At 34.4% G+C, this 24,361-nt stretch carries 29 protein-coding genes and 1 riboswitch; of the genes, 21 read left to right on the forward strand and 8 right to left on the reverse strand.

Going from position 1 to position 24,361, the window contains the following annotated elements; genetic code table 11:
- Window positions 1-21 precede the first annotated feature (21 nt).
- Window positions 22-1,488 carry an IMP dehydrogenase gene (gene guaB, locus ACF3N8_RS01760; protein WP_238093963.1) on the reverse strand — a complete coding sequence of 489 codons (1,467 nt, stop codon included), beginning with the start codon at window positions 1,486-1,488 and terminating at the stop codon, window positions 22-24.
- 324 nt (window positions 1,489-1,812) lie between these two features.
- Window positions 1,813-1,915: riboswitch (purine riboswitch) on the reverse strand.
- Between the two features lie 172 nt (window positions 1,916-2,087).
- Here guaB and ACF3N8_RS01765 point away from each other — a divergent pair.
- The 6 genes from ACF3N8_RS01765 (at window position 2,088) to ACF3N8_RS01790 (ending at window position 8,412) form a co-directional block, all read left to right on the forward strand.
- The gene (locus tag ACF3N8_RS01765) at window positions 2,088-2,501 is read left to right on the forward strand and encodes a general stress protein (protein ID WP_238100929.1); all 414 of its coding nucleotides are present in this window, start codon (window positions 2,088-2,090) and stop codon (window positions 2,499-2,501) included.
- Window positions 2,502-2,594: 93 nt separating this feature from the next.
- Window positions 2,595-3,260, forward strand: coding sequence for a hypothetical protein (locus ACF3N8_RS01770; RefSeq protein ID WP_238101994.1), 666 nt, complete (start codon window positions 2,595-2,597; stop codon window positions 3,258-3,260).
- A 129-nt stretch (window positions 3,261-3,389) separates the two neighbouring features.
- On the forward strand, window positions 3,390-4,394 hold the full coding sequence (locus ACF3N8_RS01775; protein WP_009383337.1) for a hypothetical protein: 1,005 nt from the start codon (window positions 3,390-3,392) through the stop codon (window positions 4,392-4,394).
- A 179-nt stretch (window positions 4,395-4,573) separates the two neighbouring features.
- Complete coding sequence (locus ACF3N8_RS01780) at window positions 4,574-5,965, forward strand: L-cystine transporter (protein ID WP_009383336.1); 1,392 nt, start codon at window positions 4,574-4,576, stop codon at window positions 5,963-5,965.
- Window positions 5,966-6,340: 375 nt separating this feature from the next.
- Window positions 6,341-7,549, forward strand: coding sequence for a 5-aminolevulinate synthase (hemA, locus tag ACF3N8_RS01785; protein ID WP_009383334.1), 1,209 nt, complete (start codon window positions 6,341-6,343; stop codon window positions 7,547-7,549).
- Window positions 7,546-8,412, forward strand: coding sequence for a DMT family transporter (locus ACF3N8_RS01790; RefSeq protein ID WP_009383332.1), 867 nt, complete (start codon window positions 7,546-7,548; stop codon window positions 8,410-8,412). Before hemA ends, ACF3N8_RS01790 begins: the two co-directional genes overlap by 4 nt.
- A gap of 115 nt (window positions 8,413-8,527) precedes the next feature.
- On the opposite strand, the gene ACF3N8_RS01795 is transcribed toward ACF3N8_RS01790, so the two are convergent.
- Window positions 8,528-8,914 (reverse strand): VOC family protein, encoded by a 387-nt coding sequence (locus tag ACF3N8_RS01795; RefSeq protein WP_009383331.1) that lies wholly within the window; start codon window positions 8,912-8,914, stop codon window positions 8,528-8,530.
- Between the two features lie 130 nt (window positions 8,915-9,044).
- Between ACF3N8_RS01795 and ACF3N8_RS01800 the strand changes: the two genes are divergently transcribed.
- Window positions 9,045-9,413, forward strand: a complete 369-nt coding sequence (locus tag ACF3N8_RS01800) for a hypothetical protein (protein WP_009383330.1) — start codon at window positions 9,045-9,047, stop codon at window positions 9,411-9,413.
- Window positions 9,414-9,473: 60 nt separating this feature from the next.
- Here the strand turns inward: ACF3N8_RS01800 and ACF3N8_RS01805 are convergent, their stop codons facing one another.
- Window positions 9,474-10,229, reverse strand: a complete 756-nt coding sequence (locus tag ACF3N8_RS01805) for an NADPH-dependent oxidoreductase (protein ID WP_009383329.1) — start codon at window positions 10,227-10,229, stop codon at window positions 9,474-9,476.
- 180 nt (window positions 10,230-10,409) lie between these two features.
- Between ACF3N8_RS01805 and ACF3N8_RS01810 the strand changes: the two genes are divergently transcribed.
- The 7 genes from ACF3N8_RS01810 to ACF3N8_RS01840 all read left to right on the forward strand — a co-directional run bounded on the left by ACF3N8_RS01810 (window position 10,410) and on the right by ACF3N8_RS01840 (window position 15,111).
- Window positions 10,410-10,562: a hypothetical protein gene (locus ACF3N8_RS01810; protein ID WP_017176741.1), complete on the forward strand. Its 153-nt coding sequence runs from the start codon at window positions 10,410-10,412 to the stop codon at window positions 10,560-10,562.
- Between the two features lie 139 nt (window positions 10,563-10,701).
- Window positions 10,702-11,055 carry a DoxX family membrane protein gene (locus ACF3N8_RS01815; protein ID WP_009383328.1) on the forward strand — a complete coding sequence of 118 codons (354 nt, stop codon included), beginning with the start codon at window positions 10,702-10,704 and terminating at the stop codon, window positions 11,053-11,055.
- A gap of 416 nt (window positions 11,056-11,471) precedes the next feature.
- Complete coding sequence (ahpC, locus tag ACF3N8_RS01820; RefSeq protein ID WP_238093965.1) at window positions 11,472-12,041, forward strand: alkyl hydroperoxide reductase subunit C; 570 nt, start codon at window positions 11,472-11,474, stop codon at window positions 12,039-12,041.
- Between the two features lie 17 nt (window positions 12,042-12,058).
- Entirely contained in the window at window positions 12,059-13,582 is a 1,524-nt protein-coding gene (ahpF, locus tag ACF3N8_RS01825) for an alkyl hydroperoxide reductase subunit F (protein WP_009383326.1), read from the forward strand.
- A 95-nt stretch (window positions 13,583-13,677) separates the two neighbouring features.
- Window positions 13,678-14,127, forward strand: coding sequence for an N-acetyltransferase (locus tag ACF3N8_RS01830; RefSeq protein WP_009383325.1), 450 nt, complete (start codon window positions 13,678-13,680; stop codon window positions 14,125-14,127).
- 115 nt (window positions 14,128-14,242) lie between these two features.
- Window positions 14,243-14,416, forward strand: a complete 174-nt coding sequence (locus ACF3N8_RS01835; RefSeq protein WP_156093037.1) for a hypothetical protein — start codon at window positions 14,243-14,245, stop codon at window positions 14,414-14,416.
- A 278-nt stretch (window positions 14,417-14,694) separates the two neighbouring features.
- Window positions 14,695-15,111, forward strand: coding sequence for an organic hydroperoxide resistance protein (locus ACF3N8_RS01840; RefSeq protein ID WP_009383324.1), 417 nt, complete (start codon window positions 14,695-14,697; stop codon window positions 15,109-15,111).
- A gap of 125 nt (window positions 15,112-15,236) precedes the next feature.
- On the opposite strand, the gene ACF3N8_RS01845 is transcribed toward ACF3N8_RS01840, so the two are convergent.
- Window positions 15,237-15,410: a hypothetical protein gene (locus ACF3N8_RS01845; RefSeq protein WP_009383322.1), complete on the reverse strand. Its 174-nt coding sequence runs from the start codon at window positions 15,408-15,410 to the stop codon at window positions 15,237-15,239.
- A 276-nt stretch (window positions 15,411-15,686) separates the two neighbouring features.
- On the reverse strand, window positions 15,687-16,100 hold the full coding sequence (locus tag ACF3N8_RS01850; RefSeq protein ID WP_009383320.1) for an SRPBCC domain-containing protein: 414 nt from the start codon (window positions 16,098-16,100) through the stop codon (window positions 15,687-15,689).
- Between the two features lie 135 nt (window positions 16,101-16,235).
- On the opposite strand from ACF3N8_RS01850, the gene ACF3N8_RS01855 reads away from it, so the two are divergent.
- Window positions 16,236-16,601 carry an iron chaperone gene (locus ACF3N8_RS01855; protein WP_009383318.1) on the forward strand — a complete coding sequence of 122 codons (366 nt, stop codon included), beginning with the start codon at window positions 16,236-16,238 and terminating at the stop codon, window positions 16,599-16,601.
- Between the two features lie 25 nt (window positions 16,602-16,626).
- Window positions 16,627-17,622 carry a ketoacyl-ACP synthase III gene (locus tag ACF3N8_RS01860; protein ID WP_009383316.1) on the forward strand — a complete coding sequence of 332 codons (996 nt, stop codon included), beginning with the start codon at window positions 16,627-16,629 and terminating at the stop codon, window positions 17,620-17,622.
- 90 nt (window positions 17,623-17,712) lie between these two features.
- Here ACF3N8_RS01860 and bioB read toward each other — a convergent pair whose 3' ends face one another.
- Window positions 17,713-18,708, reverse strand: a complete 996-nt coding sequence (bioB, locus tag ACF3N8_RS01865; RefSeq protein WP_238101993.1) for a biotin synthase BioB — start codon at window positions 18,706-18,708, stop codon at window positions 17,713-17,715.
- A gap of 169 nt (window positions 18,709-18,877) precedes the next feature.
- Between bioB and ACF3N8_RS01870 the strand changes: the two genes are divergently transcribed.
- From ACF3N8_RS01870 to ACF3N8_RS01885, 4 genes are all read left to right on the forward strand, one after another.
- The gene (locus ACF3N8_RS01870; RefSeq protein WP_238093967.1) at window positions 18,878-20,080 is read left to right on the forward strand and encodes a GTP-binding protein; all 1,203 of its coding nucleotides are present in this window, start codon (window positions 18,878-18,880) and stop codon (window positions 20,078-20,080) included.
- A gap of 52 nt (window positions 20,081-20,132) precedes the next feature.
- A complete protein-coding gene (locus ACF3N8_RS01875; RefSeq protein ID WP_009383312.1) occupies window positions 20,133-20,585 on the forward strand; it encodes a DUF1801 domain-containing protein in 453 nt (150 codons plus the stop codon).
- A 240-nt stretch (window positions 20,586-20,825) separates the two neighbouring features.
- Window positions 20,826-21,212 carry a hypothetical protein gene (locus tag ACF3N8_RS01880; protein ID WP_009383311.1) on the forward strand — a complete coding sequence of 129 codons (387 nt, stop codon included), beginning with the start codon at window positions 20,826-20,828 and terminating at the stop codon, window positions 21,210-21,212.
- A gap of 212 nt (window positions 21,213-21,424) precedes the next feature.
- Complete coding sequence (locus ACF3N8_RS01885; RefSeq protein WP_238094298.1) at window positions 21,425-22,099, forward strand: IS6 family transposase; 675 nt, start codon at window positions 21,425-21,427, stop codon at window positions 22,097-22,099.
- Window positions 22,100-22,258: 159 nt separating this feature from the next.
- Here ACF3N8_RS01885 and ACF3N8_RS01890 read toward each other — a convergent pair whose 3' ends face one another.
- Both ACF3N8_RS01890 and ACF3N8_RS01895 read right to left on the reverse strand, forming a co-directional pair.
- The gene (locus ACF3N8_RS01890) at window positions 22,259-22,432 is read right to left on the reverse strand and encodes a hypothetical protein (RefSeq protein WP_238102244.1); all 174 of its coding nucleotides are present in this window, start codon (window positions 22,430-22,432) and stop codon (window positions 22,259-22,261) included.
- Between the two features lie 21 nt (window positions 22,433-22,453).
- Window positions 22,454-23,599: a globin domain-containing protein gene (locus ACF3N8_RS01895; RefSeq protein ID WP_017176824.1), complete on the reverse strand. Its 1,146-nt coding sequence runs from the start codon at window positions 23,597-23,599 to the stop codon at window positions 22,454-22,456.
- Window positions 23,600-23,681: 82 nt separating this feature from the next.
- Here ACF3N8_RS01895 and ACF3N8_RS01900 point away from each other — a divergent pair, with 82 nt between their 5' ends.
- The gene (locus ACF3N8_RS01900) at window positions 23,682-24,356 is read left to right on the forward strand and encodes an IS6-like element IS257 family transposase (protein ID WP_048787266.1); all 675 of its coding nucleotides are present in this window, start codon (window positions 23,682-23,684) and stop codon (window positions 24,354-24,356) included.
- The last annotated feature ends 5 nt before the right edge of the window (window positions 24,357-24,361 follow it).

Raw genomic sequence — 24,361 nt, forward strand, 5'->3', positions numbered from 1 at the left:
ATCATTTGACTCCTTTATCAATTAGAATGAGTAGTTTGGTGATTCTTTCGTAATTTGAACGTCATGTGGATGACTTTCTGCTAAGCCGGCTGGGCTCATACGTGTAAATTGAGCTTCTTCACGTAATTTCTCTAAGTTACGGCTACCTGTGTAACCCATACCGCTCTTAACGCCACCAGTTAATTGATAAATTGTATCTTGTAGTGGTCCTTTATAATCAATACGTCCTTCAATACCTTCAGGAACATATTTTTTAGGTGCTTTATCTTCTTGGAAATAACGGTCGTTTGAACCACTTTCCATAGCGCCAAGTGATCCCATACCGCGATAAACTTTATATTGTCTACCTTGGAACATTTCAGTTAAGCCAGGGCTTTCTTCAGTACCTGCAAGTAAGCTACCTAACATTACTGCATGACCACCAGCTGCTAAAGCCTTAACGATATCACCTGAGAATTTGATACCACCGTCTGCGATAATCGCTTTACCATGTTTACGTGCTTCAGTCGCACAGTCATAAATCGCTGTGATTTGAGGAACGCCTACCCCAGCAACGACACGAGTTGTACAAATTGAACCTGGACCGATACCAACTTTAACAACATCAGCACCAGCTTCATATAAAGCTTTAGTCGCTTCTGCAGTCGCAACGTTACCAGCGATTACAGTAATTTCTGGGAATTTAGATTTAATATGACGAACTTGATCCATTACACCTTGAGAATGACCATGTGCAGTATCGATTACAAGTGCATCAACACCCGCTTCAACTAATTTCTCAGCACGAATGTCTGTATCTTTCGCAATACCAATAGCGGCTGCACATAATAAGCGGCCTTGTTCGTCTTTTGCTGAATAAGGATACTCACTAACTTTCTCAATATCTTTAATCGTAATTAACCCTTGTAAAATACCGTCTTCTACTAATGGAAGTTTTTCGATTTTGTGCTTTTGAAGAATTTCAGCAGCATCATCAAGCGTTGTGCCAACTGGCGCAGTGATGAGGCCTTCTTTCGTCATCACGTCTGAAATCTTAATTGAAAAGTCCTCAATAAAACGTAGGTCGCGATTTGTAATAATACCTACTAATTTACGATGTTCTTCATTATCAACGATTGGTACACCAGAAATACGATATTTACCCATTAAAGCTTCTGCTTTATATACGCTTTCTTCTGGCGTTAAGTAGAATGGATTCGTAATGACACCATTTTCTGAACGTTTTACTTTTTGAACTTCGTCAGCTTGGTCTTCGATATTCATATTCTTGTGAATTACACCTAAACCACCTTGACGTGCCATTGCGATTGCCATTTTTGATTCTGTTACTGTATCCATACCTGCTGAAATAATTGGAATTTGTAATTTAATACGATCTGATAATTCAACACTTAAATCTACCTCTTTAGGTAGTACATCTGATTTAGCTGGAATAAGTAATACATCATCAAACGTTAAAGCTTCTTTTAAGAACTTATTTTCCCACATTACGATAAAGCCTCCATTCAAAATTATTAACTATATTATTTCACATTTTGCTCAATTTGTTGATAGGTTAACGATGACAATTTATTCATTTTGAAAAGCCTATGAGATTGCATGCTAAGATTCAACAATTTTAATTTACCGTACGCCTTAACCATACCATATTTCAGTATTTCAATCGCTTTAAAACTTACCTCACCTGTCATCGTAAAACGATACGTAAATAACAAAAAAGTCCTAAACCAAAACGAGGCTCAGGACACAAGTAAACTATAAATATATAGAAATTCCCTCAATTAAGTACAATTGAGTTCATGATTTAGCACGGTATATTTTATAGCTACTCATAGTCATGTCGTTTAAGGCAACACGGTAGAAACTTCTAAAGCCATATTCTTTAGATTATATGAGCAAGTAAATTATTGTATGATGATAGCAAATTTTCAGTAGGATATCAATAGTATTCACGTGAATGAATTAAATATTTTAGTGAAACAATTGCCTATAGTATAAGAAAGATATAAGATGAAGATAAAGCGTTTCTATAACAAGATTTATGGGTATTTAAGAAACAATAACTAAAACGATTCGGAGGGGTAAACATGATTAAAGCATCTCAACACGATAATGAAGAAAGTTTACTTAGAGCCATCGATAAGGCTAAAGAAGAAGGTTTTGAAGATAGTGAAATCACAGTAATTACTAAAGAAACATTACAATCTGAAAAACTGAACAACAGTGAGATCCGCGTTAAAGTATCTAGCGGTACATTTAGTGATAAGTTCGCAAAGTTCTTAATCGGTGAAGATACAGAAGGCGCTGCATTAAGTGAATTTAAATTAACAGATGAACAAATTGACGAATATAAGAAAGCGATTATTGACGGTAAGATTTTACTTTTCACTAAGAGAGACGTTGAAGCTCATAACGAAATTAATAATAATTCAGCGTATGAGAGCACTAAAGAAATCAAAGAAACATCTTCAATCGGTGAAAAAACTGAATTTAACTCATAATACTTAAGCAATACGAACCGAGCGACATGGTCCTCGGCTTTTTTTAGTAGGTAAACGTTATGGTATACTATTATGAAAATGGAGGTGTCCGAGATGAAATTTAAATGCATCGATTCAGTGAACGACCCGCTCTATGCGCAAGCGCTATCACTATATGAAGGTAAGCTCAGTCATGACGTCTCAGAGAAGACTGAGATCTTTGAGCAATCCCTTGAGAACGATATGACGAAAGATGATTATGTATTCTTAGTCGGTTTAGAAGATAATAAGGTCGTTAGTTTAGCTACAGCCCACTACGAAGCAACAACAAATTCCTCATTCTTAATTTATCTGATTTCAAAGGAATCACCTGATTGCGAACGTATTTTAAGCCTTACTTTAGAAGAAGTTGAAGAGGCGATTAACCAATTATCTCAAAAGGTTCATCAAAAAGATGTTAACTTTATGATGTTTGAGTCCACGCATGAAGGCGACCCTAATCAAGAACAAGTAGACCCTGACATTCAATTTAGAAAGCAATTCTTACGTAGCCATGGCTTCATTAAGCAAAAGTATTTAGACTACATCCAGCCTAACTTGCATGGTAATGGTCCCCCAATTCCAATGGACTTATATATAAAAGCAAACATTGAACTAACTAAAGATATTTATGGTACGAGCGTGAAATCGAATTATATTCTAAAGTACGTCTTCGCGAATAAAATACCACGTAGAAAAATCTACCCGTTACTCGTCAAAATGGATTTACGTAAGGCATAAGGGTAGGGCGCGCATCGGCTTGAAATCAATGTTAAAAAAAGGTAAACTTGTATCAAGGTAAGACTGACGTTTCAGTGGCCGTAGACTAACGTCACTCTAAAGAACACTTAGAATGAAAGGGTTTATCATATGTTAACAAAAGAATTTGCTCAAAAAGTTGAGCTTAGCGAAAAACAAGTCCGCAAGATTGTACAGCACCTAGAAGAACGCGGTTACCGTCTAAACAAAACAGAATATCGCGGTAGAGAAGCGACAGACTTCCAAGAAGAAGATATTGAATTATTCCAAGACATCGCGACTAAAGTTAAGCAAACAAATAGTTACGATTTAGCTTTTGAAGAGTTAGAAAAAGAAAAAGACTTTTTACAAGTTATCGTGAAAGACGATGCGTCTAACTTACCTTCAGAGCAAAGCGAAATTACATACCTTATTGAAGAATTACGAACTGAAATTCGTAACATGAGAGAAGAACGTAAAGTATTAGGACAAATGATCCATCAAATTCACCAACAACAAAATGAACTTAAAGGTGTTCAAGGTGAAATTACAAGCAAGTTAGAAGAAAATACTGAGACACTAAAAGCGATCGAGACATCTAGCGCTTCGCATCAGGAAGCAGTTAAAAACCTTGAATCAACACAAAATAATTACTCTGAAACTATGAACCAAATTATGACTTCTCAAAAAGATTATGCGGATAGTCTTAAAAACATTGAATCTTCACAAAAAGAGTACATGGATGCACTTAAGAAAATCGAAAAAGAACAACAAAACCAAAACGAATCATTTAAAAACATCGAATCTAAGCAGAAAGCTCAAATCGATTCATTTAAACGCGTTGAAGATAACGTTAAAGAAAATCAGAAACCTTCAAACCAAACATCAGAGACAGCTTCATCATCTAACGTTCAAGCTGCTACAACAACTTCTACAGAATCTAACCCAACTAAAGTTGAGGTTAAATCTGACAGCAATAACCTAACTGAACATGCGACTGAGAAACAAGTTGCTTCTAACAACAACCAACAATCAAGTCAGCAAACAAGCCAATCACATCAATCTCAATCTTCACCATTAGCCGAAGAAAAACCTCAAGAGAAAAAAGGTTTCTTCCAACGTTTATTTGGTATGTAACATCTGTATTAATTAAGCCTCAAAGGAGTTTATCGCTCCTTTGAGGTTTTTTTATTATAAAGTTCGCTATTTCTTTAAATTTTGATATTTTTGAACAAAATTTGAATTTCACCTTGATATTTTAAGTATACCTATTTATTCTTATAATATAAGTCGGAATTAAAGAAAGAAGGTACGTTATGCAGTTATTTCTCATCATTATTAATATTCTTGTTTTTATCGCCCTTCTAGTTGGTCTTCAAGTTATGGCGAAAAAACATGTTAAATTCCCTACTCGTGTCTTCATAGCACTTGGTTTGGGTATTCTTTTTGGTGTTTTACTTCACCTATTCTACGGTGTCGATTCAAAAATCACTACTACAACTTCAGAGTGGCTAAGCGTTGTGGGGAACGGTTATGTCGCTTTACTTAAGATGATTGTTATTCCATTAATCTTTATTTCAATCATCTCTGCTTTTACTAAAATCAAACTAGGTGAAAGCTTCGCTAAATATGGGGCATGGATATTTACTTTTCTAATCGGTACGGTAGCTGTTTCAGCAATCATCGGTATCATCACGGCGATCTTATTTGGTCTTGACGCTTCAACAATTGACCTAGGTCAAGCTGAAAACGCTCGCGGCTCTGAAATCGAAGGTAAAGCTAAAGACATGACTGCAAGCTCCTTACCTCAACAAATCTTAGCATTATTACCAGAGAATCCTTTCCTAGACTTCACTGGTGCTAGACCTACATCAACTATCGCAGTCGTTATCTTTGCATTATTTATTGGTTTTGCATTCTTAAGAGTTGCACGTAAACAACCTGAACACGGCCAATTACTACAACGTGGTATCGAAGCGATTTATAGCTTAGTAATGTCAATCGTGACATTCGTTTTACGCTTAACACCATTTGGTATCCTAGCTATCATGGCTAATACAATCGCGACAAGTGATTTCCAAGCTATTTGGACGTTAGGTAAGTTCGTACTTGCTTCTTATGTCGCATTAATCGCAATGTACTTAATTCATTTAGTTATCATTACATTACTCGGTTTAAACCCAATCACCTTTATTAAAAAGTCACTTGAAGCATTGACATTCGCGTTCTCATCTCGTTCAAGTGCCGGAGCATTACCGTTAAACATTAAAACGCAAACTGATCGTTTAGGTGTACCTGAAGGCATCGCGAACTTCTCAGCTACATTTGGTCTATCAGTTGGACAAAATGGTTGTGCGGGTATTTACCCAGCAATGTTAGCTGTAATGGTTGCACCTGTTGCAGGCGTTGAAATTGATTTAAAATTCATTTTAACTCTAATTGGTGTTGTAATCATTAGTTCATTCGGTGTTGCTGGTGTTGGTGGCGGTGCCACATTCGCTTCTATCTTAGTTTTATCAGCATTAAACTTACCAGTCGCATTAGCCGGTGTACTTATCTCAGTTGAACCACTTATCGACATGGGTCGTACAGCCCTAAACGTTAACGATTCAATGTTAGCAGGTACTGGTACAGCGAAAGTTACAAATCAGCTTGATAAAGACACTTACAACTCTAAGGACTATGACGAACTAGCTACAGATATTTAAATATAACTTATTCTAAACACCCTAATAGAACTTCAAATCTATATTAACGTTTAGTTTTTATTCTAAACTAATAGTTTGCAATTGCATAATACGATAGTTTTTTACTTAGAACACTTGGTTGAAAATTCAACTGAGTGTTTTATTTTTAAACATTTTCACTATCAATTCAATATTTCATGGAGTATCTAAAACAAAGTTAACTTAAATAAAATTTAAAATTATTTCATACCTACCAATTAAAGTATGTCTATTTACATAAACTTTAATAATTATATACATTTTAATGATTATTAAAGTAAATATGTACTTGTAATTATCAATCGTGAGACATATAATTATTTTATTATTCATAATATTCGAAATTAGGTGATAACTATGTACACACAGATTTTCATGAGTAAAATTGAAGAATTAAAAAATGAGGGAACGTATAGAATTTTCACTCAAATTAATAGAGTCAACACTAAATACCCATTAGCAAAGAGTGAAAATAACGATGATATCATTGTATTTTGTAGTAATGATTATCTTGGTATGTCTCAAAATAACAAGGTATTAAATACAATGATTAGAGTATTAAAAGAATACGGTGCTGGATCAGGAGGATCTAGAAACATAGGAGGAACCCATAAATATTTTTCTCTACTTGAAAAAGAAATTAGTGATTGGCATAATAAGGAGTCCGCTTTAATATTTCCAACGGGTTACTCTTCTAACGACGCTACTTTACAAGGACTATTAAGAACATTTCCAAATATGATAGTATTCTCTGATGAAAAAAATCATGCATCAATTATAAATGGTCTAAGAAGTGTAAAAAATAATAAAGAAATATTTAAACATAATGATTTGAGTCATTTAGAAGCTTTATTAAAAAAATATGATTACGAAATCCCTAAATTGATTGTATTTGAATCTATATACTCAATGGATGGCGATGTAGCACCGATTAAAGAAATAGTAGCTTTAGCTAAAAAATATAACGCTCTAACATTTTTAGATGAAGTACACGCTATTGGAATGTATGGAAAAGAGGGAGCTGGGTACTCATCTTTATTAAATGTGCAACACGAAATTGACGTCATTCAATCAACAATGGCTAAAGGCATAGGGATTATAGGAGGATATATTGCAGGTGATAAATATTTAATTGATGTTATTCGCTCATTTTCTTCAGGGTTTATTTTCACTACTGCTTTGCCTCCAGTTATAGTTGCAGGTTGTCTAGAAAGTATTAAACATCTAAGAAATTCTTCCATAGAAAGAGAGCTTTTACATGAAAAAACAAGATACTTAAGGGAAAAATTATCTTTAAATGGTATTATAGTTCTAAAAGAAAGTACCACACATATTTTACCTATAATTATTGGCGACTCAAAAAAATGTACTGAAGCAGCGCAGATGTTGTTAAAAAATTATAATATCTACGTCCAAGCAATCAATTTTCCAACAGTAAGTAAAGGTACCGAGAGATTTCGAATAAATGTTACGCCCTATCACACTATAAAACAAATAGATTTTCTAGTTAATTCTTTAGTAGACACATTTGATTCTTTAGATATAACGAGGATGAATAAAAGTTGAATTATATAATGTATTTGGCTTGTATGTTAATTTGGGGGTTGAATTTTATAGCTGTTAAAATTCAAGGGACTGACGCATCTTTAGAAATATCTTTGTTGTATAGATCCTTAATAGCATTCCTTTTATTCCTTATATTATTTATAATAAAAGGAAAGAATTTAAATACCAAATTAAATTGGTTAACGGTTATAGGTTTTGGTCTATGTAATTTCGCCATAAGTTACCTACTTCTTTATTATGGAACAATATTATCATCGTCAGTTTTGGTAACTATCATCTTTTCAATGAAAGTTATTACAACTCCAATACTAATAAGTATAATTTTTAAAACAAATATAGCAAAAAAAATATATATTGGTGGAAGCTTAGGAATGCTTAGTGTTGTAGTGACACTTGTTCCGGAGTTTAATAATGTAAGTGGTGACTTTATTTTAGGTGTCACATTAGCTATTTTAGGCACTTTAATTACCTCTATTGGCGATGTTTTTTCTTTATATAATAGTGAAAAAAATATCGACCCAGTAATAGCTAATATGGTTGGTATGTTTTCGGCTACAATATTGTTATTAACCATTTCTATAGTAACCAACCAAAACTTCATCATTCCTGATAAAGTATCATATTGGATCGGATTATTATATTTGTCTATTATGGCATCCTTTGTCGCTTGGTTATTCTATTTACACTTAGTAAAAAATATTGGGGCGTCTGAAAGTAGTTTTATGGTAGCTGGTTTTCCAGCAATCGGTGGAATAGCTAGTATTATCATCGGTGAATCTCAACTCAATATTTATTTAATTTTAGGTATAGTATTTGCTATACTGGGCGCTCACACTGCATTATCAAAAAAGAATTCTAAGTAAAATAAGAACTAGTAAACTTGCTTCTATAATCGTAAAAAAACATCATAATTATTTAAACAAGTTTACTAGTTTATACACTTTTCTGTAATAAAAACATTTACATTTTCTTGATTTTCTATTGTTCTACAATTTGAATTAAGTTTCCGCACGTATCATCAAAGATTGCAAGCTTAACATCCCCTGCTTGAGTCGGTTCCTTTGTAAAGGTTACACCATTTGCCTTGAGTTCCTCATATTCCTTATTTAAGTCATCTGAACCAAACATCGTTACCGGTATACCCTCTTCAAATAGTCTCGATTGATAGTCTTTAGCAGCCGGATGTTCATTTGGCTCTAATACAATTTCAGTTCCGTTCTCTTGTTCTTTAGATACGACGGTTAACCACTTATGTCCGCCACCCATATCAATATCATGTTTCACTTCAAAGCCTAACTTCTCACTATAGAACGTCTTTGCTTTCTCTTGATCATCCACAAAGATACTTGTAACAATAACTTTCATCAGTAATACCTCCCATTAAATTGGCTTAATTATTACATACCCTATATCTCTACTCCCAACAAACCTATTCATTTTTTTATAAATTGCGATATCATATAATTGGATTTCATTTAAGATAAAGGAGCATTATATGAATTCAAGATTATTATGGAGTATATTAGTACTTGTATTGTATATCACCACTTCGCTCACACTCGCAAGTTATCCTAAATCAGACAATAGCATTTCATTCGATAAGCCTATGGAAGTTGCATTAAATATTGGTACACAAATCATTTTCTTACTACCACCAATCATTCTTGCATGCTTTAACCACATCGCAGTAAGAATTATTGCAGTGATTTACCTTGGATTAATATTGATTTCAGTGTTTTTCCTAACAATTATCTTAGCCATAGCTTCACCATACGTGCTTAGCGTTATTTTCGGTGTGTTAACTGGAATCGCAACCATTGTTACAATCGTTCTTACCTTCACTACCTATCGAAAAGCCCTTTAAAAATACGTTTCACATCAATAAACGGGTGCGGCCACTTCGGCGCGCACCCGTTATTCAATCTTATCGTTTTAATAACCCTGTCTCATGAAGCCATTTCATCATATCAGGTCGTTGTTTACTACTCATGAAACCAGAAATTTGATCTGACCATGTCTCACTACGTTTTCCATTTGTACGTTTCTCATAGTAGTCTTTAACCGCTTCATCATAAGCTTCAATTTCTCTAAGTTGCTTTTCCTTATCGGCATTATATTGATCCTCATGAAAGACATGTTCAAATGGTAGACGAGGTTTAGGCGTGCCATTCTCATCTTCACTAATTTCACCTATAGCCATACCAAATAATGGAAAGGCATACTCAGGTAATCCAAGAATGTCACGTACGCGGTCTACGTCGTTTCTTAAAGAACCAAGGTACACGATACCATAGCCCATATCTTCAGCACATAAAGCCATATTCTCAGATACAAGCGCAACATCAATCGCACCTACAAGTAAGCCTTCTGCTGATTCATAAGCAGAACTCATATTACTATCTTTCTTTTCATCAATTAAAGCATGACGATAATAATCAAGCACAAATACGAATAGGTAACCGTTCTCCTCTACGTAAGGTTGTCCTGAAACCTCTTTTAAAGATTCTTTAATCTTAGGATCACGAACACCAATAATAGAATACGTTTGGAGATAGCTTGAAGTAGAGGCACTTTGGCCCGCTTCGACTAATTTCTTAATAGTTGCGTCATCTAATGGATGATTCTTGAACTTACGCACTGAATGATGACGCTTCGCTAAATCATAAACATGATTCGACATAATAACACTCCTATACACGTTTTAATATATACTTATCCTATCAAATGAATAAAAAAACTTCTTATATCATGATTTAAAACCTATCGTTTATAAAAACGACACATCTCACAAAGCATTCTATCTTTGTTAAATGCTTAAAAATGTTAAAATACAATTAATACTAAAAATGAAGGTGATAATATGATTATGGTTGTTGCAATTGGAACACCGCTCGTAGTGGTTGCATTTGTGATTGCTTCATTTATAGAAGAAAAGAAACGTAACAAACGCCGTGCAGAAAAAGCGAGACAAGAAGCATTAGAAGAAGAACAACAAACAGACAACAAACAATAGTGAGTTAAGCCTTACTATACAAGTTCAAAACGCGTAAAAGATAAAGTTTTCTAAATAAGTCGTAAAAGCAATTTTATCGATAATTAACGCTTTCTTTTATAAACTAAAAGTAAATCAATATATGAAAGGAAGCGTTAAAATGCGTATCTTATTACGTTTATTATTTGCAGGTGTATTTTCGTTGGCTGGAGTCATGCATTTTGTGAAAGAAGAAGGCTTCACGAGAGTCGTACCTGCTTATTTACCATTCCGTAAGTTAGCTGTATGGGTTACAGGCGTAATCGAAATTATCATAGGATTACGTCTAATCATCGGACGTCCATCAAAATTATTTAAAAAGCTAATGAACTGGTTCCTACTAAGCGTTTTCCCAGCAAACATTTATATGGCACGTAAGAAGTTACCACTTGGAGATATTGAACTTCCTAAAAGCGCGCTATACGGACGCCTACCCCTTCAATTTGTTATGATGTACTTAATTAAAAAGCTTTAAGATGTGGATGAAGTGCAGACTTATTGCACTTCATTCTTTTTTATTTTGAAAAGCTTTGAAAGAATCATTTTTTGATAAATATAAGTATTTGTATGAATATCTAAATGAGAAAATTAACTTCTAATTGAGATTGTAAAATTTTTCTAAAGTAATATTTTGTCTCTGTAACAACATCAATAAAACGCTTTATTAAAGGCTTTCGTTTGCATTTTATGTCAATTATTTTGATTTTAAACACTATTGAAATTAAAAAAAGTAACGATGTTGACTAATATTTATTATCATGTATAATCGTAATTGAAAGATTAGAATTATTATAAATAAATAATCGTTATTATAAATGCTAACCATAAGTTGATTCTAATCTCACATATTCATCGAAGGTTAATTTTTAAATATTTAGGAGGAATTTGATTATGTCATTAATCGGTAAAGAAATTGAAGCATTCACAGCTCAAGCATATGATGCTAAGAATGATGAATTTAAAGAGGTTTCAGAACAAGATCTTAAAGGTGATTGGAGCGTAGTTTGCTTCTACCCTGCAGACTTCTCTTTCGTATGCCCTACTGAATTAGAAGATCTTCAAAACCAATACGACGAATTACAAAGCTTAGGTGTTAATGTATTCTCTGTATCAACTGATACACACTTCGTTCACAAAGCTTGGCACGATCATTCAGACGCTATCAACAAAATTCAATACACTATGATTGGTGACCCTTCACAACAAGTCACTCGTTTATTCGATGTATTAAATGAAGAAGCTGGCTTAGCTCAACGTGGTACATTCATCATTGACCCAGATGGTGTTGTTCAAGCAGCAGAAATCAATGCTGAAGGTATCGGCCGTGACGCTAGCACATTAACTCATAAAATCAAAGCTGCTCAATATGTACGTAAAAACCCTGGTGAAGTTTGCCCAGCTAAATGGGAAGAAGGCGGCGACACATTAGAGCCAAGCCTTGATTTAGTAGGTAAAATTTAAAGGAGGCATTTTAGATAATGCTTAATCAACAAATTAAAGGCCAATTAGCTCAATACTTAGAGCTATTAGAAGGCGATGTTATCTTAAAAGTGAGTTTAGGTTCAGATGACATTTCAAAAGAAGTTGACGCATTAACAAGCGAAATCGCTGAAATGTCAGAACACATTAAGATTGAAAAAACAGAACTTAAACGCACACCAAGCTTTAGTGTAAACCGTCCAGATGAGGACACTGACATCACATTTGCCGGTGTACCTCTTGGACATGAGTTTACATCTTTAGTTCTTGCATTATTACAAGTTAGTGGTAGAAAACCTAAAGAAGAAGAATCTGTATTAAAACAAATCGAAGCTTTAGAAGGTCCATTAAATTTCGAAACGTATGTAAGTTTAAGCTGTCACAAATGCCCGGACGTTGTACAAGCATTAAACTTAATGAGCCTCGTTAATCCAAACATTACACACACTATGATTGATGGCGCTGCTTTTAAAGAAGAAGCAGAGAATATCATGGGTGTACCTACTGTCTTTTTAAATGGAGAAGAATTCAGCAATGGACGTATGACTGTTGAAGACTTCTTAAATCAATTAGGTGAACAACCTGATGCGGCTGAGTTCGACGAAAAAGAACCTTTCGACGTACTTGTAGTTGGCGGTGGTCCCGCTAGTGCAAGTGCAGCAGTATATGCAGCTCGTAAAGGTATTAGAACAGGTATCGTAGCTGATCGCATGGGTGGTCAAGTTAATGACACAGCTGGAATTGAAAACTTTATTAGTGTTAAACAAACTGACGGCCCAACTTTCGCTGCTAATCTTGAAGCCCACATTAAAGAATACGATGTCGACATTATGAACGCACAACGTGTCGTTGATATTCAAAAAGAAGATTCAGGCATTAAAGTAAAACTTGAAAATGGCGGTACATTAACAAGTAAAACTGTCATTATCGCGACTGGTGCACGTTGGCGTAAAATGCAAGTTCCTGGCGAAGATGAACTTTCAAATAAAGGTGTGGCATACTGCCCGCACTGTGATGGCCCACTATTTGAAGGTAAAGATGTTGCTGTCGTAGGTGGCGGTAATTCTGGTGTTGAAGCCGCTATCGACTTGGCAGGAATTGTAAAAAATGTTACGATTCTAGAGCGTAATGAAGCACTGAAAGCTGACGATGTTCTTCAAAAACGTATTGAAGAATTAGATAATGTTTCAGTCATTACGAATGCTCAAACTACTGAAGTCACAGGTGAAGGTAAAGTTGATGGTTTAACTTACGAAGACCTCAAATCAGGCGATACACATCACTTAGATCTAGATGGTATCTTCGTACAAATCGGTCTACTTCCTAACACTGAATGGCTTGATAGTAATATTGAGCTTAATGAAGCGAACGAAATTCAGGTCGATAAGTACGGTGCTACAAACTTAGCAGGTGTGTTTGCAGCAGGTGACTGTACTGATCAACCTAACAAACAGATTATAATTTCTATGGGTGCCGGTGCGAATGCCGCACTAAACGCTTTCGATTATTTAATTAGAAATTAATCACATACTTCCAACCATCACAAGACATGGCGCTTTGCGTCATGTCTTTTTTTAGATAAGATGATAATAAACATACTAAGAAATGAGTTTTTAACATGAACTTGCACCTCATCCAAACTAATAAAAAAGACTACTTAGATTTATTGCTTTTAGCTGACGAAGATGAGCACATGATTGATAAGTACATACATAAGGGCGATATGTACGCTTTAACCAATGACAGTAAGTTTACATTGGGTGTATGTATCGTTAACCAGAGGGATAATAATGATTATGAAATTAAAAATATTGCTATCCACCCTTCCTTCCAAGGTCAAGGTATTGGTAAAACGTTGGTTAAACAAAATTTAAAGATTTATCGTAATAAAGGTAATTACATGTACGTTGGTACAGGCGATAGCCCGCTTACCATTCTTTTTTATAAGAGTTGTGGCTTTGAGGAATACGACACCATAAAAGATTTTTTTACTACTAATTACAAGAAGCCGATATTTGAAGAAGGTCACCAACTCATTGATATGATTATATTAAGGCAACCTTTATAGTTAACTTGCATGAACGTTGTCCCATGATACAGTAGTACTATAGTCAAAGTTCAACAGCTAGGAATAAGCAACACTTTCAGCTTAAACAAATTAATAAGAAAGTTGAGGCACTGTCATGAAATTATTAGGGTACGCATTACTCTTTTTGGTAGTTTACGCAATAATGATGCTCTTAATGCATTTCTCACCAGTATCTATCGGCCGACTTCACCCTAACGAAGTCGCACTCATCATTTCTATTACGATAACAGTTGTGTTCATGATGCTTAACTCTAGGAGAAATAAGTAACCTAAATTTTGTAAAGGAGCTATAAAGATTGGGAATCATCGCATTTTTTATCATTTGCTTTATGTTCGGTTACATCGTTACAAAACGCTCAGGACGAAAGTAATCCCTTTTTGAAAAGCCATTTAGAACCAACTTTAACAATAATATATGAAACAATATAATTAAGCACTATTAGTTTTGATGTCTTAAAAACATATAAGCAATAAAATTAAACCATCATTCATTAAATGTTACGCTTGAATTAGAAATAGAGATTCTTTTGAAAGGGGATTTTAAACATGGCAGTTAAATATGAAACTACAGCAACAAACACTGGCGGTCGTAAAGGTCACGTTTCTACAGACGATAAAGTACTTGATTTAGAAGTTCTACCACCATCAGATGACAATAATAGTAAAACAAACCCAGAGCAATTATTCGCGGCAGGTTATGCATCATGCTTTAACGGCGCGTTCGATTTAATCCTTAAACAAAACAAAGTTACAGACGCTGAACCTAAAGTTTCAATCACAGTTAGACTTGTTGATGACGAAGAAGCAGAAAGCCCTAAATTAGATGTTAGTATCGAAGCAACAGTTAAAAATATGGAGCAAGAAGATGCTGAAAAATATCTTAAAATGGCACACGAATTCTGCCCTTACTCAAAAGCAATTAAAGGCAATGTAGACGTTGATTTAAACGTAAAAGCAGAATAATTTAAGACTTTAATAAACAAATAATTATAAGACTTTAAACGAAACAATTCCCAAAATAGCTGACGCTCTTAGGTCTCAATTTTATGAGATTAGAGCTAAGCATGCTAGTAAAGGGAATTGTTTTTTTATGATTTATGATTTTTATCATGATAACCAAGAGATCTTGTGATAATTACACCGCATAGGAAATATAAGATTGGTCTAATTAATGTTGTACCAATAGCTTGATTAAATATGAATAACGTGATTAACAAGAGCATACCTAAGAGGAAAAGTAGCTTATGCTTGATAAATAACATGTAATACTCCTATAATCTGTCTTTAATTCATTTTAGTTGAGACACCCTAACACCCCTACTAATAACATCTATCCAACTAGCTATCAACAAACTCATTGATTTCTGATCGAACGGCAGCCCCACGTAATCCTAAAATACTTTTGAAGAATAGTAAGTCGAGTTACATTATACGCATAATTATTCACTATATACAAAAAGATGTATAAGACTCACTCGCTCTCGCATTAAAAAAGGAACACCCATTAAGGTGCTCCATCTAAAGCTCACAGATATAAATTAGCGTAATGCAGCTCTTAAGTTTAAGTCGCCTTCTAAATATGCTTTTAAGCAAGAAAGCATGTAAACCCAACCTTCTTTATTACCGATCATTTCTTGAACGGCTGTTGGAGAGTCAATTTCGAAACCAGTTTCTCTTACAGTTAATAATGTACCGTCGCCATCTTGTTTAAATTCCATAAATACGTTGCGACCTTCCCAAACGTAATTGATGTATTCGTAATAAATCATTTCTTTAACTTCAATTTCAACTTTAGCATCGTATTCTTCATAAGTTAACTCTACTGTTTTGCCTTCTTCCCAAAGATCTGAACTGTTTGAGAACCAGAAGTTCTTAATACGTTCTGGCTGAACAATTGATTGGAATACTGTTTCAACATCTTTGTTAATTTTCATTGCAGTAATGTTTTCCATATTACAATGCCTCCTTAAATTTTAAATTGCGATTTCATCGTGCAATACAAACTTAATCTGAACTACGTATTTAATTTAAGTTACTGTGCTATAATACCCTTAAATTATAAAATCTATTCAAAAGGGATGTTAAACATGTTTAGTAAAATATACGATAAATTTGAAAATAAAGACCACCGCGAGACCTTTATGAAGGTCGTTGAGTGGGTACACGAAACATATCCTAACCTTGAAAAACAGGTTAAATGGAATCAACCTATGTATGCGAATAATGGCACATTTATTATCGCATTTAGCTTTGCGAAGAAGCATTTTTCTGTGGCACCTGAAACGGTCACAATTCATAAATTCGCACCTGATTTAAAAAAGGCCAATTACGAATTTACAGATAACATCATTAAAATTAAATGGGATCAAGAAGTTGATTATACACTTTTACAAAACATGATTGACTTTAATATTGAAGATAAAGCAAATTGCACTACATTTTGGCGTAAATAGAACGCATTAAAATAGGGGGAAAAATATGCATTCATATGCACGTATTACAGCTCAAGGTGCATACGTACCTGAGAAGATTTTGACAAACGATGATTTAGAACAAATGGTTGAAACAAATGACGAATGGATTACATCACGTACTGGCATTAAGCGTCGACATATTTCTGAAGATAACGAATATGCAACTGACCTCGCCTTTAAAGCCGTGAAAAATCTTGAAACACGATACGGTAAGGATTTATCTGACGTAGATTTAATTATAGTTTGTACAATGTCGCCAGAATTTAATACGCCAAGTGTCGCAAGTCATTTACAGGCAAGACTCGGCATTTCAAACTGCGGGACATTTGATTTAAATGCTGCATGCGCAGGTTTTACGTATGGATTATTAGTTGCGAATGCCATGATAACGTCTGGTATGAATCGTAAGGTTTTAGTCGTTGCATCTGAAACGTTATCTAAAATAACGGATTATAGCGACCGAGCAACATGCATATTATTCGGAGATGCAGCCGCAACTTTTCTTGTAGAAAGAGACGAAACGAATCCAAGTTTTATCACATCTTACATGGACTCTGAGGGTGAGCGTGGTGGCGCACTATATTGTTCAAACTTATCAAATGAGATATTCGATAAGCCTATAGAATCTCAAGATAAAATCGTTCAAAACGGCAGAGAAGTATATAAGTGGGCAGTCTCACGGGTGCCTAAATCATTCCAATTACTTTTAGAAAAGGCAAACCTTGAAACGCCTGATATAGACTGGTTTGTTCCGCATAGCGCAAACTTACGTATGCTACAGGCGATTTGTAAACGACTGAACCTTGATGAAGGAAAGTTATTGCAGAGCGTAACGAATTACGGTAACACTTCTTCAGCAACCATTCCGCTAGCAATTGACTTAGCCGTTAAGGACGGTAAACTTAAGCAAGATCAGAATCTACTATTATATGGTTTCGGCGGTGGCCTTACGCAAGCTGGCACAATTATTAAATGGAATCCTGATGACATTAAATCGTAAATCGATAACACATTACAAAAAGACTGACCTCTTGGCTTTTCAAAAGCGATTAAGGTCAGTCTTCTTTAATAAAACGACAAGTTTCGAAATTTAAACTGTCGCAATTTCTTCAGCGCGTACGCCTGTATTATTATCAATTTCAAATCCTAAATCTTCAATCATACGGTAATCATCTTCGTTTGGTTGTCCACCTGTAATTAAATAATCACCAACAAAGATGGAATTTGCTGCTTTTAAAGCAAGTGGTTGTAGTGAACGAAGGTTAATTTCACGACCACCAGCGATTCGAATTTCTTTAGTCGGATTAATTAAACGGAACATCGCGATGATGCGTAAACTTTTCATTGGTGTAAGTTCATCCATATCTCCAAACTTTGTACCTTTGATTGGGTGTAAGAAGTTGATCGGAATACTGTCAGCATCAATTTCTTTTAAAGCAAACGCCATATCCATTCGATCTTCAAGCGTTTCCCCCATACCGCAAATGACACCAGAACAAGGTGAAATATTATTTTCTTTCATCATTTCAATTGTACGCACGCGGTCTTCATATGTATGTGTCGTCACAACTTCCTCATGATACGATTCACTCGTATTCACATTATGATTATAACGATCAACGCCCGCTTCTTTAAGTTTCTTCGCTTGTTCTTCATCAGTAAGACCTAAGCACGCACAAATTTTAAGTTGTGGATGATTTTCTTTAATTTGCTCAACCGTATTTGTAATATGATCCACTTCTTTATTACTAGGTCCACGACCACTCATTACAATACAATATGTACCAATTTGATTATCTGCCGCAACTTTAGCGCCGTCCATAATTTTGTCGCCTTCGACTAACGCATAACGATCTTTACGCTTCATATCTCGTGACTGCCCACAATAGCCACAATCCTCTGGGCATATACCACTTTTCGCATTAAGAATCATATTCAGTTTAACTTTTTTACCATAATAATGCTTACGTACTTGATATGCCTCATTTAAAAGGTCCATCGTATCAATATTTTCATCTTGGTAAAGCTGTGTTGCCTTCTCGTACGTTAATGCATTTCCTTCTAATATTTCCTTGGCAATATTCATACTCAGTAACACTCCTATATCTATTATGCGTTTTAGTATACCACTAATGTTAACTATTTGAAAATTTTAGTTTACATTCCAGTCAGAAATTCGTCTTTGCTTTTGCTAAAGAAATGTATTATAGTTAAATAGGAATAATTACGATTTAAATAAGTTAGGAGCGATTTATATGTCAAAAGTCCCTGTAACTGTATTAAGTGGTTACTTAGGCGCAGGAAAGACAACATTATTGAATCATATTTTAAATAATCGAGATGGCTTACGTATAGCAGTCATCGTTAATGATATGAGTGAAGTTAATATTGATAAAGATTTAATTCATGATGGTGGCGGTATGTCACGTACTGATGAGAAATTAGTTGAACTATCTAATGGCTGTATTTGTTGTACTTTACGAGAGGATTTAATTCAAGAAGTCAGCCGCATTGTTGAAAGAGGTAATATTGATCAAATCGTTATTGAATCTACAGGCATTTCAGAACCTGTTCCAGTAGCGCAAACATTTTCATATATGGATGAAGAGATGGATATCGATTTATCTCAAATTTGTAAGCTTGATACAATGGTTACGGTTGTTGATGCACACCGTTTTATTCGCGACCTAAATTCAGAAGAGCTACTTATTGATCGCGACCAAGGTGCGAGTGATGACGATGAGCGTTCAATAGCTGACTTACTTATTGATCAAATTGAGTTCTGTGATGTTTTAATTTTAAATAAGACTGACCTTGTTTCTGAAGAAGAATTAAATCAATTAGAAAGTGTGCTTCGCAAACTACAACCAACTGCAAAATTTATTCGTTCTGTGGAAGGACAAGTCGAACTTAAGGAAGTATTAAATACTGGCAGATTCAGTTATGACGTTGCAAGTCAGTCTGCCGGGTGGATAAGAGAACTCACTGCTGGCGGTCATGAGGCGCATACGCCTGAAACTGAAGAGTATGGTATAAGTTCTTTCGTGTACAATCGTCGTTTGCCTTTTCACGCAGAGCGCTTTAACAACTGGTTAGAAAATATGCCTAATAATGTCATACGAGCTAAAGGTATCGTATGGTTAGCGCAATACAACCATGTCGCATGTTTAATGTCACAAGCCGGCACGTTTGTGAACATCTCACCTGTTTCGTACTGGGTTGCATCTATGAATCCTCAAGCACAACGAGAAATCTTGCACGAACGCGAGGATGTTCAAGCTAAGTGGGACCCTGAATACGGTGATCGTGAGACACAGTTTGTCATTATAGGAAGCGACTTAGATAAAGAAGCGATTATGAAAGAATTAGACACGTGCCTACTCAATAGCGATGAAATCGATCAAGATTGGTCTCAGTTAGAAGACCCTTATCACTGGCAAATCACAGCTCAAGAATGACTTTGAAATGTTGTGTCATGTCTATATAATGTAACTAAAGGAGGCTACTTTAATGACCCTACCGTCTAACGTTAACCATTATATAGATGAGATAGAAGATAAAACGAAACAACAAGCCACACGTGAGCTTATTGAAGTCATTCATTCAAATTTACCAGAAGGTTTTGAACTGGGAATCTATTATAATATGCCAACTTGGTATATTCCGTTTGAAATTTATCCGATTGGTTATCATTGTGAGGACAATATGCCGTTACCGTTCTTGTCTGTTGCAGCTCAGAAAAAGCACATTGCAGTGTATCATATGGGTATTTATGGAGATCCTGAGTTACTTAAATGGTTTGAAAATGAATATCCTAAACATATGACAACTAAGTTGAATATGGGTAAATCGTGTATAAGGTTTACCAATAGTAAAAAAGTACCTTTTGAACTCATTCGAATTTTAGTAGGCAAAATAACGCCAGAACAATATATTCAAATCTATGAGCAACGTTATAAATAGTGACCCTTCTTGATGGAGGGTCTTTTTGTATATTAAATGCATAATTAGTGCATATTAAATGAATAATTATTCTGTTTATTCATTTATAATACATTGGGCTTGATTTGATTTTTATTGTTTTATTTAAATTTATGACTCACTTAAATAAATATATAATGAACCGTAATTAATTTAACATCAAATTAATAATAAAATGTTAGAATATCCTTATAAAAACATCATAAAAGGAGGGCTTTTAAAATGTCAAAACGTCTTACGATGTCCACATCTTTGGCTTTAGCATGTATTATCCACATGTTAATAATCGCTACTATTCCTGAAACTGACACGATTGTTAGTTTTAATAAGCCTACTAACTTATTTATTAACCTCATCATCTTGATGTTGTTTGTATTACCACCGATATTGATGTCGATTTATGACAATCTTTCTGTACGTGTCGCTTCAGCTATTTATCAGGGCTTAATTCTTTTCTTATTATCGCTAACAATTCCTTTCTTCGTAACGGATGGCCATTTATTCGTTGTATTTATCGCATTCATTTGCGTATGCATCGCAATAACAAGCATCAGCATCACATTAAACCATCCTATTTACCGACATTCAAAACGTAATCATACCAACTAAAATATAAACGCTCCCTTTAACAACGTCTAATTGTACATGTAAGGGAGCGTTTAATCTTTAATATTTCATGTCTAAAATAATATGCGTGAAAATCAACCAAATCGTCACGACCAACGATCGAACAGCAATGAAGTAAAACACACCATGCTTAAATTGGTTCTGTTGCAAAGTTAATTTTATAGTATAATTTTAACAAAAAAGGAGCGTTCTCTATGAATTATTTTAGATATAAGCAATTTAATAAAGATGTAATAACTGTAGCCGTTGGCTATTACTTAAGATACGCGCTTAGTTATCGTGATATATCTGAAATACTAAGAGAACGCGGCGTTAACGTTCATCATTCAACGATCTACCGTTGGGTTCAAGAATATGCTCCTATTTTGTATCAAATTTGGAAGAAAAAGCATAAAAAAGCTTATTATAAATGGCGCGTTGATGAGACATACATTAAAATAAAAGGAAAATGGTGCTATTTATATCGTGCCATTGATGCAGATGGTCATACATTGGATATTTGGTTACGTAAGAAACGAGATAATCATTCAGCATATGCGTTTATTAAGCGACTTATTAAACAATTTGGTAAACCTCAAATGATAATTACAGACCAGGCACCTTCGACGAAGGTGGCAATGTCTAAGTTGATTAAAGATTTTAAACTTAATCCCGACTGTCATTGTACATCTAAATATCTTAATAACCTCATTGAGCAGGATCACCGTCATATTAAAGTGAGAAAGACGAGATATCAAAGCGTCAATACGGCAAAGAATACACTCAAAGGTATTGAATGTATTTATAGTCTATATAAAAAGAACCGTAGGTCTCTTCAAATCTACGGATTTTCGCCGTGCTACGAAATTAATCACATGTTGGCCAGTTAAGGGAATACTACCATGTTAAAATGATAATTAGTTATATTTTTTCTGACTTTGCAACAGAACCTGTTTTTCTAACGCAAAAAATGAGTGGCTTAAATGCTAGCCACTCATAAATATATGTGACCAAAAAAGTGGTCATAAATTTAATTTAAAAGAATTTTATTATTTCTTTTTTTTGAGAGTTAAATATTTAAGTCCTAATGCAAATACGCTATAACCTAATACTCCTTGTAATAATGTCTTATATAAGGATTTATGTGATGCAAAAATATTAGAAACTAACATACTTATTATATATAAAATAAAAACTTTTAAATACCTAGAATTCAATTTCATATTCAAACCTTCTTTATATTTTTAAACTTGTACGCTAAGACGTGGTACGAATGTTTCAAAATGAACATGATTCATATCATAATTTAATTCTTTAAGGGAATTTATTATCGATTGTAAGAAACTTGTACCACCACAAATATAAACTTCTGGTTCGTCTTTTAAATATTCTTTTAATTCTTTAGCTTCTAAATAGCCTTCTTTATCTTTCACGTGTAAATGTAACTGTGCTTGCTCATAATTAGCTGTAATGCTATCAAGTTTTTGAGCAAATGGTCGTTCATCTTCTGTCACAATCGCTTGAATCATTTGAGTTGGAACGTTTAATGAAGCAGCTTTTTTAAACATTGAAACTAATGGTGTCATACCTACGCCAGAACCAATAAACAATTGTGGTCTTTCAGTATTTTCTATTGAAAACCCACCAACAGGAGCAGATAAATTAATCATGTCACCTTCTGATATTTCATCATGTAAAATTGTTGAAACTTCACCTTCATGTTCAGTAGTCACATCACGTTTCACACCAAATACTAAGTGATTTTCATCTCCATCTATAATTGAATAATGACGTTTAGCTCTATATGGTAACTTTTCACTAGAAACATCTACGGTAATGTATTGACCTGGTTCGAATTGACTTAAATCATATTCATCAGATTCAACTGTGAAAGATTTGATGTCACTTGTTTCTTGTGTAATGTTTGTAATTTTAAATGGTTTAAAACCTTTCCATAACATATGGTTATAAATTTCTTGCTCTAATTTGATAAATACATCTGCAATTTCTCCATACGCTTTTGCCCACGTTTGAATTACTGGGTCGTCACTGTCTAATCCTGTCACATCTTGAATTGCAGCAAGTAAATTTTCACCTACAATTGGATAATGTTCGGGATAAACTTGTAAAGCACAGTGCTTATGTGCCACAGGCATAATTGCTGGCTTAATTGCACCTAAATTATTAATGTTCATTGCTGCAGCTAATACTGCCTGTGCTAATGCTGAAGATTGCATCCCTTTTTTTTGATTTGTTTGGTTAAACATGTTTAATAATTCTGGGTTAGCTTCAAACATCTTAGGATAAAAAATTGAAGTAATTTCAGTTCCTTTATCTTGTAATAATGGTACAGTTTGTTTAATTATATCTTGTTCTTGCTCTGTAAGCATAATAAAACCTCCTCAATAAACATTATGGTTCTGTTGCAAAGTTGAATTTATAGTATAATTTTAACAAAAAGGAGTCTTCTGTATGAACTATTTCAGATATAAACAATTTAACAAGGATGTTATCACTGTAGCCGTTGGCTACTATCTAAGATATGCATTGAGTTATCGTGATATATCTGAAATATTAAGTGAACGTGGTGTAAACGTTCATCATTCAACGGTCTACCGTTGGGTTCAAGAATATGCCCCAATTTTGTATCAAATTTGGAAGAAAAAGCATAAAAAAGCTTATTACAAATGGCGTATTGATGAGACGTACATCAAAATAAAAGGAAAATGGAGCTATTTATATCGTGCCATTGATGCAGAGGGACATACATTAGATATTTGGTTGCGTAAGCAACGAGATAATCATTCAGCATATGCGTTTATCAAACGTCTCATTAAACAATTTGGTAAACCTCAAAAGGTAATTACAGATCAGGCACCTTCAACGAAGGTAGCAATGGCTAAAGTAATTAAAGCTTTTAAACTTAAACCTGACTGTCATTGTACATCGAAATATCTGAATAACCTCATTGAGCAAGATCACCGTCATATTAAAGTAAGAAAGACAAGGTATCAAAGTATCAATACAGCAAAGAATACTTTAAAAGGTATTGAATGTATTTACGCTCTATATAAAAAGAACCGCAGGTCTCTTCAGATCTACGGATTTTCGCCATGCCACGAAATTAGCATCATGCTAGCAAGTTAAGCGAA

Origin of the sequence: Staphylococcus massiliensis (genome assembly GCF_043186315.1) — a bacterium.
Classification (GTDB): domain Bacteria; phylum Bacillota; class Bacilli; order Staphylococcales; family Staphylococcaceae; genus Staphylococcus; species Staphylococcus massiliensis.